This window comes from Bradyrhizobium sp. AZCC 2262 (genome assembly GCF_036924535.1).
Lineage (GTDB): Bacteria > Pseudomonadota > Alphaproteobacteria > Rhizobiales > Xanthobacteraceae > Bradyrhizobium.
This window is the reverse complement of the sequence record NZ_JAZHRT010000001.1, coordinates 3,399,382-3,414,482: the sequence shown is the minus strand read 5'-3', so window position 1 is coordinate 3,414,482 and position 15,101 is coordinate 3,399,382. Positions and strand designations below refer to the sequence as shown.

General features: G+C 66.0%; 6 protein-coding genes. All 6 read left to right on the top strand.

Going from position 1 to position 15,101, the window contains the following annotated elements; genetic code table 11:
* Nucleotides 1-2 precede the first annotated feature (2 nt).
* From V1283_RS16160 to V1283_RS16135, 6 genes are read left to right on the top strand one after another with little or no spacing between them, the layout of a single operon-like run.
* The gene (locus tag V1283_RS16160) at nucleotides 3-1,310 is read left to right on the top strand and encodes a hypothetical protein (RefSeq protein ID WP_334387452.1); all 1,308 of its coding nucleotides are present in this window, start codon (nucleotides 3-5) and stop codon (nucleotides 1,308-1,310) included.
* Between the two features lie 16 nt (nucleotides 1,311-1,326).
* On the top strand, nucleotides 1,327-2,445 hold the full coding sequence (locus tag V1283_RS16155; RefSeq protein WP_334387451.1) for a hypothetical protein: 1,119 nt from the start codon (nucleotides 1,327-1,329) through the stop codon (nucleotides 2,443-2,445).
* A gap of 3 nt (nucleotides 2,446-2,448) precedes the next feature.
* Nucleotides 2,449-4,863: a hypothetical protein gene (locus V1283_RS16150; protein WP_334387450.1), complete on the top strand. Its 2,415-nt coding sequence runs from the start codon at nucleotides 2,449-2,451 to the stop codon at nucleotides 4,861-4,863.
* Nucleotides 4,835-6,430 carry a hypothetical protein gene (locus tag V1283_RS16145; RefSeq protein WP_334387449.1) on the top strand — a complete coding sequence of 532 codons (1,596 nt, stop codon included), beginning with the start codon at nucleotides 4,835-4,837 and terminating at the stop codon, nucleotides 6,428-6,430. The genes V1283_RS16150 and V1283_RS16145 overlap by 29 nt, the downstream gene beginning before the upstream one ends.
* Nucleotides 6,427-13,662, top strand: a complete 7,236-nt coding sequence (locus V1283_RS16140) for an annexin (RefSeq protein WP_334387448.1) — start codon at nucleotides 6,427-6,429, stop codon at nucleotides 13,660-13,662. The genes V1283_RS16145 and V1283_RS16140 overlap by 4 nt, the downstream gene beginning before the upstream one ends.
* Complete coding sequence (locus V1283_RS16135; protein ID WP_334387447.1) at nucleotides 13,659-15,077, top strand: hypothetical protein; 1,419 nt, start codon at nucleotides 13,659-13,661, stop codon at nucleotides 15,075-15,077. Before V1283_RS16140 ends, V1283_RS16135 begins: the two co-directional genes overlap by 4 nt.
* Nucleotides 15,078-15,101: the final 24 nt, after the last annotated feature.

The following is a 15,101-nucleotide window of genomic DNA, read 5'->3' as shown; positions in this document are numbered from 1 at the left end:
TCATGTCGAAATGGCAAGACCTCAGACAGCGCGGCGGCTGCGCCCCTGTCGGCTGCGGCCTGCCGGCCGGATTCTTCCGTGTGCGCTACTTCAGCGGCAAGCAGATGCGCCTGGCCGACTATGTCGATGAGCAGCGCTACCACGCCGGCAAGATGCGCTTCCACAACGAGCACCTGCACGGCGCCGGCATCCTGTGCGGTTTGAAGGTTAGCCTGCTCGATCCCTGCGGGCTCGTCATCCGTGTCGGCAAGGGCGCGGCGATCGATGCGTGTGGCCGCGAGATCGTCGTCGGCTTCGACCAGTGCGTCGACGTCGAGGCCTGGTTCAAGGCCCAGCATTTCAAATACAAGGATAGCGACGAAAATCCGTGCAAGCCCGACAAGGACCGCCGCGTCAGGGTGTGCGTGGTGATGCGCTATGCCGAATGCGCCGGCCAGCCCGAGCCGGCGCCGGCCTCGAAATGCGGCGGCGGCAGCGCCCACGATGATTGCGGCTGCGGCGGTGAAACCGCATGCGATCCCTGCAATCACCAGGTTGAATTCGGCCGCATCTCCGAGGAATTCGAGATGCGCATGATGTTCCACGCCGAGGCCGAGGCCGCTTCCGTCGACGACCTGTTCCCGGCAAAGGACATGATCGATGCCGCGGTCTCCGAGGCGTCGGGAGGCGTGGGGCTGCTCAAGGCCATCGCCAAGCCGATCCGCCAGGGCTGTGCCGCACCCGATCCCAACTGGCTGCTGCTTGCCTGCTTCGATCTCGTCCTCGATGACCACGACGACCACAAGATCGTGAAGATCGACGAGATCGACTACGATTGCGCCTCGCAGGTGTTGCTGTCGACCGAAGTCATCCAGTACCTGCTGGCCACGCTGTTCGCCGAGATCGATCCGGCCGTGGGCGGTCCCGAGGTCCTCGACATCTCCTTCCGCAAGCTCAACGGCAATCGCTACCAGTTCGTGCTGACGCTGAGTGCGCCGGTGGAGCAGGGATCCCTCGACAAGGACGACAGCTTCGCCATCCGCAGGCTGACTGGCAACGGCTGGGACGAGCCTGCCAACAACGCCGTGGATGCGTTCTATCGCGAGCATGCCGGCGGCGAATATCTTGTCGACGGCCCGGCAATCTATGTCGTCATCGACAACGCCGGCGGATTCCTCGCCAACGGCGGCCGCTACCAGCTTTATGTGCCGGACAAGGGCCAACCCGTCGTCGACAGCAAGCTCCGCCAGTTGCGGCCGCGCCACCTTGCCTGGCGTTTCGGCCTTTCCACCAACGCCCAGTCGGGTGACCTCGAGATGCAGCCGCTGTAAGCGCAAGGAGGCGTTGATGCCAAGAGTATCCGACAGCGCGCGCGAAGGGCGCAGGGAAGGCGGAGCGAGGCTGCTCCACCAGGTCGAGGCCCTGCTGATGGCCGGCGGCCTGAAGGCGGGGACCCTCACCGTCGGCGCCATCAGGAGTGCCATTCCGGTTTTCGAACTGCTGTCCGGCGTCAGCGCGCGAAACGCTGAAGGCGCAAACCAGCCCGACAGGCTGGGCTTCACCCGTGGCGAATGGGCGGTGCTGACCCAGTTTGCGACGCTGGTGCTGCTCGAAGCCATCGAGATCGCTTCGGTCACGGACCCGATCTACAAGGACGCGCCCCGATACGTCGCCTACAATGACGGCGTCCTGCAGCGGCCCCATCTCATGCACGTGCTGGCGCTTGTTGCCGCCATCAACCGCTACTTCCGCGCCGAGGACGAAAAGCCGCCCGCCGAGTCCGATCCAAGTCATTCAGTGACCCTGCTCGCGCTGGCGCCGGGCGAGATCGTGCCGCCCCTGCAGCCCAGCGAAATAAGGAGACTGGCCATGACACAGCGAGCCATCACCAAGCCCCAGGCCGCGATGTATGTACGAGGCTCCGACCCACCGCAGTTCACGGCGGCGCCGCCGGCCGGCACCATCTATGCCGCGGCATATGGCCAGTCAGCGACCAAGGGCACGGCCGCTTCGATGGCGACGGGCTGCGGTTGCGGCGGAGCCAGCCACGGTGGTTGCAAGTGCGGCGGCCAGTGCGGCGGCGATTGTGGCTGTGGTTGCGGCGGCAAGTGCGGCTGCGAAAGCTGCGGGCACAACCATGCCTTTGCGCCGGCGCGGCGCAAGCCCGACGGCAGCTGCGACAACATCTTCTCCATATCCTGCGACACGCGATGGCGCGTGCGCGAATGCCTGAAGATCGCGGTCTGTGACTTCATCCGCTGCCTCGGCGAGGAGGTCTGCGACGACGAGTGCCGCATCGTCGAGCAGCCCGACATCGGGCGCTGCGTCGAGGGCTTCGTCTGCACCCTGCTGGGGTGCCTGCCCGATGCGATCTGCCCGCCGCCCGAACCCAAACCGGTCCACTCTTGCATCGAGACTCCGCGCAGCCTGCCGGATTGCCGTTGCAACTTCGCAGTGGGGGATTGAGCCATGAACATGAACCCCCGACACGATTTCAAGCCCTGCGTGCCCGGCGCCTTCCGCGGCGGCATCGCCAGAACCGAATTCTTCGACGGCATGGTGCTGACCGAAGCCGATATGAAGCGCGAGCAATCCTATTGGCAGCTGAAGCGGCGGCTCACCAATCGCGCCCTCGGCCAGGGCGTGGTCTGGGGCCTTGGCGTCGAATGGGATGCGAAGGGCCGCTGCTTTACCGTGCGCCCCGGCTACGGCCTCTCCTGTTGCGGCGACGACCTCGTGGTCGAGTGCCCCGAATGCATCCGCGAATGCGACATCATCGACGTGTGCTCGGAAGACTTTCGCAAGCTGCTGGCCAAGCGCGGCGATCCCTGCAACTGCGACCCGCCGGATGGGCCGGTGGATGCCTGCCTGCTGCTCGAATATGTCGAGTGCCCCGAAGACCCGCGCCAGGTCTACGAAGATCCGTGCGCCGAACATCCGCGCGGCTGCCGTTATGGCGCCGTGCGGGAGACCGTCAGGCTGCGCCTGGTGCCCCCGCCGCCATGCCCGCCGCCGGGACCCATTGACCGCTTCTGCGCCAGGATCGAGGAGATCCGCAAATCGCTTCCCGCGAATGTGCAAATGCCCGACATGTCTTCAGCCGCGGGGCCGCGAGTGTCCCTGAGCCTTTCGGCCTTTGCCGCTGATCGCACCGCCCTCGGCGGCCACGCCACAACGCTGGTCAGCGAGAAGGGTGATACCGCCCAGGTGATCCAGCCCATCTCCGCTGGCGGTACTGACGACACCGTCCGCTACGGCATCGAACCGGGACCGGGCTATGTTTTCGCCAGTGCCTCGCGCAACGGGGCGCCGCTTCCGGTTGGCGACATCATGATGGGCGTGATGCGCAGCGAGAAGGTCGAGGACTTCAAGAAGGGCATCACCGCCGAAATCGTCGTCCAGATGGTGCCGCTGTTCGGCTCCGGCCCGGTGCGCATGGTCCACTACCAGCTCAAGGGCAACGTGGACAACGTCGGCTTTGTTCTCAAGGCCGAGGTCGTCGCTATCGAAGACTCAGAGCGGCGGCGCGATTGCCTCTCGCTCCTCACTGAAAGCCTGTGCGAAGGCGCCGACTGGTCGTGCAAGCTCCGCACGCTGGTGCTCGCCGTGCTTTGCGGATGGTTTCGCGGCCAGCTTGGAACGCCGGAATGCGGCGATGGGCCGGAGCCGAAGCCGGAGATCGTCGCGGCGCAGTCGGCCGTTGCCTGGCTGGTGTGCTGGCTGGCCTGGCAGCTTCTGTTCAGGATCGACATTAGCAAGGATCAGGCCGCCAAGGTCGAGAATTGCCTGCGCATGCTGTTCGAGGAATGGTGCTGCGGCTTTCACTACAAGGGGCCGAGCTGCAAGTGCAACGTCCATGGCATCGTGCTCGGCGCCATGAAGATCTCGCCGCGCGGCAAGGTCATCTGCTTCGACGAATGGGCTTACCGGCGCTATGTATTGACTGGCCCTCTCATTACCCATTGGGGCGCGCAGTTCGGGCTGCCGCCGCTCGATGTGTCGGCAACGCGGCTGGCAAGCTGGATCTGCTGCATCGCCAAGGCTCCGATGCCGCATCGAGCGGAGTTCATGGCGGGCGATGCACTCAGCACGTTCCTGCCGGTGGGAGGGGCTGCGATCGGACTAGGCGAGGGCTTCGCCAACGCCGCCACGTGGCGCGGCCTCACCGTCGAAGACCGTGGCAGCATCGGTCCGATGGAGTTCGTGGGCCGGGTGCTGCAGCGGCTGCTCGTCGACGACGGCGACCAGATCGCAACGGCAACCGCCGTGGGGCGCCGCCGGGTGAATGGGCTCGGCATCAACCTACTCGAGCCCTCGAGCTTCAGCTTCTCACCGCAACCGCCGCAAGGCAATCTGCACCAGTTCTTCATGACGGAACTGATGGCTGCGCCGATAGCGGCGCGCGCGCCAATCGCCGATTTCGCCGAGAAGCTGGCAGCCAGCATTCCGTTGGCGAAGCTCAAGACTGCGGCCGACACGCCGGTGGTGGAGCCGCTCGTCAAGGCGCTCGACCAGGCAGGTATCAGCACGGCTGCCGATCTTCTCGCGATCGGCTCCGAGCCGGCGCTCGCGCGGGTGAGGGACGTCGAGGCGCTGAGCGACAAGGTCGCCAGCGCGAGGGCAATGGCGTTGGTGTTCGGCGCCGCGGCCGGGTCCGTGAAGGATGGGACAACCGCTGCCGCTGCCGCCGCCGCCAAGCGCGCGGCAGATGATCCTTTCATCCGCGCCGACCTCGCCGATGCCGCAACCCTTGGCGCGATCCGTTCGGCCGTCAACGGCCATATCGCCGGACGCGGCATGACCGCTGCCGAGTTCCGCGAAATCGCAGGACGGACCATCGACTCCGGGGTTGACCATGGGCGGGCTGCGGGTCGTCGCCGCTGATCTCAGATTGACGGCGCCGGAGTACATGCGGTCCGGTGCCGACGACTTGCAGCGCGATGCAGCGGAGACTTTCCTGCCCGCGGTGCTTGCGGTGGCGGAGCGGCGACTCGTCGCTCGCTTCGGCGGGGAGGCGGTGATCCGCTTGCCACAGCTCGACCTTCAGCTCCGGCTGAAACCCGGTGAGCTGCTCACCGATGCAACCATCGAAGCCGTCGGCAGCGACATCGCCGAAGCCATTGCCAGCCGCGTGACCGCTGCATCGGAAGCAACCGCAACGGGTGCGCCGAGCGGCATCGTCTATCGCAGCGCCAGCGAGCGTGAGGCCTGCGCCATCGCCGCAGCGGCGCGAGGACAGGCGCCGCCCGCGGGCGAGCAGCAGGATTTTTCTGCGCTGTGGGGGACGTTTGAACGCCGTCAACCGGAACAACAGGCAAAGCTGCTTGTGCAGCTTTCGGAGATCAAGGCACTGCATCCGGTGTTGGCGAGGCTGTCGCGCGCTGGCCTTGCAATGCTCTTGCGCCGGGTGCGCATGGCCGTTCCCTCCACGGTGCGGCAGGAGTTGACGCGCGCTGCTGCGGCGAAGGGCATTGCTGCCGAAGCTGGGCCCTCGAGAGAGGCCCCGATTGGCCCGCCACCGAAAGTGGACGGCGCAATACCTCGCGCCGAAACGCCGTCTGGCCGGCAGGCTGTTTTCGCCGGAAAGCCCGGTGCATCGGCAACTGCCCGCCCGCAGGCTGTGCAACCGGGTGAAGCCGCGCGCGAATCTCGCAGCGTCACTTCGATGCCTCAGGACGGACGAAGCGACGACGTGGTGAAAGCAGATGCCCCCCATGCCGCGCGCATCGCGCCGGCATCGACGTCTCTCGAACATCGGCCGGCAATGACACAGCCGACCTCACTCGCCCGCGCCGCAGTGGCCGGCCCGCCGACTCAGGCCGTGATCGCGGAAGGCGAACCCTACGATGTTGCGATTTACGAAAGCCAATGGTGCGCGCTGCTCGGCCTCATCAATCTGTCGATGGCGTGTGAGCTGGCGGAACGGCTCTGGCGCATCGGCGTAGACGAAAGCGGGGTGCTCGCTGCCATGTTCGCAAGGCTTTCCGGCACGGCCGACGATCCCGCAAGCCGGGTTCTTGGCCGCGCTTTCCCCGACATCACCTCTTGCGCGACGGAATTGCCTGAATGGGCCGAGCGTGAACTGGTTGACGGCACCATTGCCGAGGCGATCCGTCTCACCGGCAATGGCGCCATCGCCCTGCGGATCAACGAACTGGCTTCGCATTACCGCAGCGGCGCGGGCTTCGACCTCGCGGCCTGGGGTGCGGGATTGCACCTGGCGCTGGCCGAAACGCGCTTGGGTGAGCAATTGACACCCGCTGCCGTCACGGCGCGTTTCGCGCGTCCCGGGCAGATCGTCGTCGGCCGCGATGTCATCCAGGTCATCCAGCCGATGGGGGCCGTTGACCTCGAGCTGCGTCGCGCCGGGCTTGATCTCAATCCCGGCTGGCTTGCTTGGCTGGCAAAGCGGCTCGAATTCGTCTTCGAGGAGCAGGACGAAGCGCCATGAACGGCAGCGCGCGCCAGACCTTGATCCGCTCCTCGCCGGCTCCGCCGGTCGCGACGCGGCACGCCAATCAGGCAAGAATATCCGAGACCGAAGAAGACCGGCTCGGCGCGCGGCGCCTCTGGCAGGAAAGCCGCGAGGCCGGCCGCCGGGACGCGTGGAGCGAGATGGCGGAGATCATCGCCAGGCTCCTCAGTGCAAGTCAGTTGGCTGAGCCGATGCCTGCACCGGCGCTGGCGGCATCCGTGCTGCCGGGTGCGGCCGCCGTACCGGCGGAAGCTGTTGTGCCGACGGAAGCACCGCAAGACGAAAGCGTCCAGGCCGCATCGGCAGGGGGACGGAGCGATCGTGACGCCGCGCAGCGCACTTTGCTTGCCGCAACATCGAAGCCCACGCCCGATACGCTCGCGGCGCCCGGCCAAAAAAAGCCCGCTGCCGCCGGACAAGAGGGGATCGTCGCCGCGCCGGAAGGAGAGCCTGCCGCTCCCGCGCTTGCCGCCGCCGATCGAATGCCCGGTATGCAGGAGCCAACCGCCGATCCGTCCGAGGCGCCGACCGCAATTGTCCAGCGCTGGCGCCAGGGCGTGCGGAGCGCCGGCGCCGCCGTGCCGGTGCCGCGGGTTAGCGTCAGCCGCACCAGTAGCGGCGCCCTCGACAAGGCCAAGGCCGCCGCCAAGACCAAGGGCGAACAAACGCGCGGCGGCCTCGGCAATGAGGCCACGGCCAATCTGCCGGCCACGCCACAGGTCGACAATCCGCCGCCACCGCCCCCGTCGAATCCGATTCCGCGCGAGACGCAAGCGATCATCACGGCCTCCGGCAAGCGGCTCGCCAACCAGTTTCCGCCGCTGCTGATACCATCGCCCCCGCGTGAGATCGAAGATAAAATCGTCGGCGGCTCGCTGCCGCGGCTCGACCAGAGGCCTATTCCGCCCGATCTCTTCAACGTCCTGATCACGCCCGGCGCCTTTGCCCTGTCGAAGATCGATACGGCCGCCAAGGGGCCGAACGGCAAGCGCACGCCCGAAGCCGAACGTGCTGTGCAGGCCCTCGACATGCTGGAAGGCCGTGACCAACTGCCAGAGAAGCAGGGCCACGGGCCGCCCGTGATGTTCGAAGACAAGGGCGCACCGCCGATGCGCCCGCTGCCCGAGCAATTCCGGACACCGGTGAAGGAAATCGTGGCGAGGCTGCTCGCCCGCACCGACACGACGACCAGCGATGTGCTGAACCGGTTGCGGTCACGCGCCTATCCGCATGATGCCCTCGTCACCAATTTCCCCGACTGCGGCGCCGGCATGACCGACGGCCTGCGCACGGCGATCACCACCGATCTCCGCGATATTGCGTTTGCTGCCGGCGCCACCGCGGAGGAGCTGGACGGCCTCATCGCCGCGCGCCAGCAGGCTCTTGCCGCATCGGTCGACGCGGCAAGGCAGGATGCGGCAGCGCTTGGCAAGGATACCACCGCCAAGGTAGCCGCTGAGGGCCAGAAGACGGTCGATGCGATCGACGGTGCCGCCAAGGCCGCCGATGAGGAGATGCTTCGCCGTCAGGAGGCGACGTCGGGTTCAGCCGATCCCGTCGTGATCAACAGGCGCCGCGACCTCACCGTCAACTGGATCACCGAGCACGTCACCAACCAGACCACTGCCTACCAGCTCGCCGGCGAGCAGCGCGCCAAGGAATTGCGCGAGGCCCGCGACGGACAGCTCGGCGGCTACCTTGCGCTCTCCCAGCGCGAACAATACGAGGTGCTGACTCCCAAGCCGCCGCGGCCCGAGCGTGTGCCCACCGACAGCGCCCGGGAGACGCGCCTTACCGATCTCGCCGCCGAAATCCGTGCCTGGACCGATACCCGCGTGGCAGAGATCGGCGAAGCCTTCCGCAAGATCATGACTGCGGCGTCAAACGAGACCAAGGCGTTTCGCGGCGCCGTCGAGAGCGCCGGCAGCTACGCCCGCGAGCGGGTCCGCGAATGGGCCGAGGACGAGGTGCTGAAGGGCGAAAGCTGGTGGACGCGCTTCATTGCCCGCATCCGCCGCTGGCTCAAGGAAGCCGAGGACGTCAACGAGACCTGGCGGGTGCGGCGCACCCAAGCCCAGCGCGACGGAATCGCGCTTGATCTTCTCACCGTCTCCGACATCGAGGCGAAGATGGCGGCCGGGATATCGCAGGAGGAGATCCTCAAGGACGGCGCGCTCTCCGACGAACAGCGGACGATCGTCAAACTGTATTTCCGGAAGGGCGCGAACGAAGGTCCGCTCGACATTGCCGCCAAGGGGCTCGAGGAGCGGATGGCAAGCGACCATCTCGAGCACGCCAGGACGGTATTCGAGTCGGAACTACGAGCCAAGCCCGCCGCCTTCAAGCAATACGACATCGTTCACAAGCTCGAGGATGTGGCGCGTTCGCTCAATCCCGGCTTCGATGCCGGAAAGATCACCCAGGATCTTCATTCGGCGATGGACCGATGGGGCACCGACGAGGATCTCATCTTCACATCGCTCAAGGGCGTCACGCCATTCGAGGGCGACGTGATACGCAAGATGTACCGCGCCCGCTACGACCTCGATCTCGACGACCATATCGAGAGCGAGATGAGCGGTGACGAACTCGACCAGGCCCAGGCCGAGCTTGCCGGCGAACCGTCGAAGGCGGATGCCATCGCCCTTCACGACGCCGTCGACGGCATCGGCACCAACGAGAACAAGATCTACGAGACCCTGCGCAACAAGACGCCCGAGGAGATCGAGAAGATCCGCGCCGAGTACCGCAAGAAGTACGGCGAGGAGCTCGACGCAGCCCTCAAGGACGACCTTGACGAAGGCAACGAGACCGACCGCGCCATGGCCCTTCTCAAGGGCGACACCGCGACCGCCGACGCCATTGCGCTTGACGAAGCGATGCGCGGCGGCTTGACCGGCCTCGGCACCGACGAAGCCGAAATCGAAAAGGTGCTCACCCGCGTCCGCCAGGAGGTGATGGCCCGCGCCAGGACCGAGAACTGGAACTCGGCGCAGATGGAAGCCGAAGTGCGTCGCAGGTTGAAGGCCATCTCCGACAAGTTCGAAGGGCGCTACAAGAATGTCAGCCAGTACAAGGGGGACGGCCTCACCGGCAAGACCACCCTGGAGCGCGCCTTCCAGTCCGAATTGAGCGGCGCCGAACTCGATCTCGCCGAGGCCCTGCGCACAAACGATCCGGTCGCCGCCGATGCCGCCAGGCTCGAGATCGAGCGCACCGGCTTCTACACCTCCGACAGCAAGGTCAACGGGGTGCTGCGCTCGCAGTACGAGCGAGCGCTCGAGAAGCGCCGGCTCGACGAAGGCCCGGCCCGCAACATGGCGATCCGCCGCCAGATCGATGCGATGCGCGAGCAGAGCTACACGGCGACCGGCCCCAACGCGCAGAAACTCAGCGAGAACCAGATTTCGGAAGCGCGCATCAGGCTGGAGCGTGAGGCCGACAGGGCGATGGAGAAGGACGCGGCGGTGGACGCCGGCGCGTCCATGGACGCGCTGACCAAGCTTTACAAGGACCGTTACCACGTGCCGGTCGAATTCGTCGTCGCCTTCGGCATGGATGGCCGCGACCAGCGCGAGGCCTTCGCATTGCTCAAGAACCGCGGCTATCTGAGCCCGCGCCAGGAGATCGAGCTTGCGACCGAGGGCGTGGGCACCGATGAGGACCTCCTGAAGAAGACGTTCTCGCGCATGACCCGTGCCGAAATCGAAGTGGTCCGCAAGGAATGGGAGCTTCGTCACCCCGGCGAAAACTTCAACGACATGATCCGCGGTGAGCTTTCGGGGCGCGACGAAAGCGACATCATGGACATGGTGGAGCATGGCGCGCCGGAGAGCGATGCTGCGCGCATCGAGCAGGAGCGGCGTCGCGTCGACCGTGAAATCCGCGACCTCACCGGTGCATTCGGCGGTGCTGCCGCCGGCAAGGAGGCCGCCTGGATGGAGGACCAGGTGAGGCGCCTCGAAGCGCTGAAGCCTGATCTGATGCGCACGGATTGGCAGAACACCGAGGAAGATCGCGAACGCCGCGAGAGGCTCGCGGCCGAAGTCGATTTCCGTGCCCAGCGCGTGCAAGACGCGGTCGAGGATCACCGCCGCAAGCTCGACAGCTTCGCCGATGACATCGCCATGGCGATCGGCGTCATCGTTGCCGTGGTGATTTCCGTTGCCTCCCTGGGGTCCCTCACCTGGGTGGGTGCGATCATCATTTCGCTGGTCGGCACGGCGCTCACCATGGGCGCCAAATATGCCATCAAGGGCGGATCCTACGCGGGTGCCGACGTTGCCATCGATCTTGCCGCCGGCGTGGTCGACGCCGCCACTGCGGGCCTTGCCACCAAGTTCGGCCTCAACAAGGCGCTGATGAAGGGGGTAGGGGCATTGGTGAGCAAGGCCCGGCTGAAGGACGTCGCCACGCTGATCGGCAAGAGCGGCATCGCGCAGCGCGCGCTCAAGACGCCGGTCCTGGGTGCCGCCACGCGTGCGGCAGGCCGCCTGCTGCCTTCGGCGGGCGCCATCGAAAAGGGTATCGTGCGCTTTGTTGCGGGTACGGCCGAAGACGCGGCGATGGCCATTCCCTCCGGGACCGTCGGCATTCTCGCCTCGGACGAGACCTGGAAAGGCGATCCTCTCCATAACTTCCTGTCGGGCGGCGGCGACACGCTGCTGCAGGCGGTGATCATGGGCAAGGTCACCCACGCCGCCTCCCATGTTGCGGGTCACGTCGCCACCGGCGTGCGCAGCGAAATCCGTATGGGCAGCGAAACCGGGCGCATGCGCGAGGTAAGCCGTCTCGTCAACGATCACTATGCCCGCTTTCACGAGGAAAACCCCGGCGCCTCGCTGGCGGATTTCCTCGGGCATGCCGAGGGTCGCACGCTCAGGGTCGAGATCGAGAAGCGCGGTCTGCTGCCGACCATCGAGAGCGCCAACGCCCGCGCCAGGACCGAAGCCGCTGCGCCCACCCGCGAGGCTGGCGGCGACGTGCGTGAGCCAACCGCGAAGCCAGCTCCGGAGGCGCGGTCCGGCGAGCTTCACAACGCTCTGCCGGAAAAGCTGCGCGAGGGGAGTTTCGTGACGCCCGACGAAAGTCTCGGCGGGCGCACGGTGAAGGTCGAGCCGCTGATGGTCGGCAAGGACATCGTCGGCGTCGACATCCGCGTCGGACCTGATGCGACACCGCTCGACGTGGCGCTCCATGGCGCCACCGTCGAGGCCATGCTGAAGTACCGCGGTGTCATGGGCCGCCTGCGCCGGGTGATGGCCGATCTCGGATCCCATCTCGTCGAAGGCGGCGTCAAGGTCGGCAGCCTCGGCTGGGAAGCGAAGCTCGAGCTCGACAAGCTGCCGGCCGTCCTCGCCTCGCGCATGAACGAAGTGGCCGGCGCTCGCATGATGCCAGAGACACAGACGCATTTCGACATGGATGTCGCGCACCTCCAGTCGCAGATCGACGCCTTCGAGCACGTGCTTCGCAATCCCGCGCTTGCCGCCGAGCCCGGCCGCGGCTTCGTCGCGGCTGAGTTCGAGGGCGGGGTGCCACCGGCGAAGCCAGAGGGTGTGAAGATTCCGACCGACGAGCTTGAAGGCATCCGCCGGATGGCGATCGAGGCAGGAACCGGCAACGCCGCGAGAATGGACGAGCTTCGCTCCGTCCTCGCTGCCATGGATTCCGGCAAACGCGCTGCTGTCGTCGAAGCGCTCGCTGCGCCGGTGCCTGCGGAACTCCTCGGCGCGCCGCCGTCTCGTAATCTTCTTGCCGAGATGGCGAAGGTCTGGCGCGACAATGCGCGGATTGGAGCCGCCTATGGCGCCAATCCCCGTGTCGCCGGCGAACATGTACAGTTGCTCCTGGACCTGCAGCGGCTTCGCATGCTCGCGCGCGATGGAATTCGCACTGGCAACATGAGCGAAGCGCAAAAATTTCGCCAGGAATTGATCGCGCGGCTGCCGAAGGGAATGGCCAGCAAGGTGCCGGAGATTGGCGGGCCGATATCGCACCTCGAATACCGCTTCGAGAAGGCGCACGATGCGGCGCAGGCCGAACTGATCAAGGCGGTTCGCGAGGCGCCCGATACCGACATGGCGGCGCTCAAAAACCGGCTCAAGGAAATTGCCAAGACCTTCAATCTCGAGAAGGGCGATCTCTCAAAGAGGATCTTCGAGGAGATGGTAGAGTGGATCAAGCAGCGCGGCCTCGAAGATGCGCGCTGGCAGAAGCACCTTGACAGCCTGCACAGCGAACTCAGGTCGAAGTCAACTGCCGAAATCCACCGTGCCATCGAATCTTCACCTGATCCCGAATTGCGTTCAATAATGAAGGACAAGGACGTCGAGGCTGCGTTCAAGGCCTCGGGTCCCAACGACGAGTTCAAAGCCGAGGGGGTCATCGCGGCCATGGAAGAAGCGATCAGGAAGCGGATGGGTCAGGATATTCGCGGCCGCAGGCCCGGGAGCCCCCACGAAATCCGCGACCAGTTGCGCGGAATGGCGGGGGGTATCGACCTTGAGGGTTTCATCATGGCGGACATCCTTGCCGAGAATATCGCAGCGGCCCAGCGGCTGCGGGCGCGGCTTGCGACCATCGCGCCCGAGGTTGTGTTCACGGTCGAGCGCGGCGGGCCATTGCTTGCCGAATTCCTGGTGCCGCCGGCAGAACGGCAGCAGCGGCCGGACAAGTTCGTCTCGGTGAACAAGAGCAAAAATCGCACCGAATATTTGCGCCCACAGATCGAGAAGGCGATTGCCAATGGCAAGCGATCCTTCGTTATCGTTGATGCGTACATGGGCGGCCATGCAATCGGCGAGTTCACGAACATGTTCCAGTCGATCATCGAGGCCCACCCTCATCTTGAGGGCCTGCGGTTCGAAACCCTGTGGTTGCGTGAGCAATTGGGTTACGAGCGCAACCTCGTCGAGGGGCCCGATGGTGCCGCGCTGGCTGTCGGTCTCCAGCCAGCATTCAAGATTCCGCCGGAACTTATCAACAAGGTGTTCCAGCAGATCGAGCCAGTCCGCTTCATTATGGGCGACGACGCGGCCGTCTTCTTCGATCCCAACTCCCGACGACCGATCTTCATCTTCGACAACGATGGTCACGTTGTGCAGACCATCGAGGTTGGCGTGAAACACCCCATAACCGGCGTGGTGCTGACCACCCCGCGCGAGATCCTCGTGGCATTGATGCAAGGGGTGAAGTTTCCAAAATGACCCACACCGCCGTCCTGCCCATGGAACTTCCCTTCGCGTCACTTGGTGAGGCGCTTGCCGCCGCGGGCTTTGCGCTTGTCGAGCAAACCTGTCTTGGCGGCGGCGAGGGGCCGGACCGCGCCCGGTGGAGCGGACAGGGGGGCGAGCTTCGGTTCTACCGGGATATTGCGACCGGACTGACAACGATTGTCGCATCGGGTCAGGCCGCGATTCCGCCGGCCGTGCCGCGCATGGGGCGCAAGGAGATGCTGGCGCTGATCGAAAGCCCCGCGCCGGTTGGCCGCCTTGCGGCATTGCAGGCAGTCGAGACGGCCGGCAACAGCTCGCTCTATGTGCAACTGCTGCCGCTACTGATCGACTCCGATGCCACAGTGGCCGGCGAAGCGCAGCGGCTGTTCGGCGAGGTGGCGGGGCGGTTGTTGCCCGCTCTCGCACCTGACATTGCCGTCGAGCCGCTCGCCGCGCTCTTTGCCGTGCCGGGCCTTCGCCACGAGAAACTGCAGATCCTGCGCGCCTTGCATGTCAAGCCGTCTCAGGCCGAACGGGCAGAGCCGGTGCTCGGACGCGCGCTCGCCGATTGCGACTGGGAGATCGCCGTGACGGCGATGATCGCCGCCGGCCGGCTCGGTATCCGCGGCCTTACTCCCTCGATCGCCCGCCTGCGATTGCCGGAGGGAAAGCGGCTCGGTCTCGTCCACGACGAAGCGCGGCTGATCCTCGCCCTGCGCGATGCGTGCCTCGTGCGACTGGGAGCCTCCTCCGCATCGCGCCTGCCGCAGGGGGTGCCGCAAGCCGTCATGGGTGACACCACGGGGCTGCCGCTCGCTCTCCAGCCCTTTGCGTCGGCACTCGTCATGCCGCTCCCGCGCGATGTAGTCCTGCCGCCGGAGCTGCCCGAGGTCCGCTGGACGCCGCACGGTCCTGAACTTCAGGACGGCCGCCTTCTTGTTTATGTCCCGATGCTGCCGCACTGGCTCGGCGACGAAATGCTGCGTCCGATGCCGCAGCCGGTGCGCCGGCTGGCGCCGCCGCAGGGCTTCTACATCGAGGCCGCGCCGCGCCCTGCCGCCGCCTATGATGCGGCGCTGGCGGATATTGCCGGTGAGCCGCAGCGAAGCGGGCTTCGGGCCATGCTGCCAACGCCCGATCTTTGGGAGATGGCCGCCCGCGGGCTCGACGGGCGGCGCTACCCCTGGGGCATGAACGCGCTGCCGGAGGCCCGCGTCGATGTGTCGCCCTGGGGCCTGTCGGGTATTGCCACGGGTCCCGGCGAATGGCTCAACGCACCCGCGGACAGCGATTATTTTCTGGTGTCGGGTGGCAGCAGGCTTCCCATTCCGGCGGCACGCTACCGTTGCAAGCGTGATATAGAACACACCTACCGATGCGCTTTCGTGTTAGCATCCCTTCCATAAACCGCTCGTCGATTTGAATTCAGC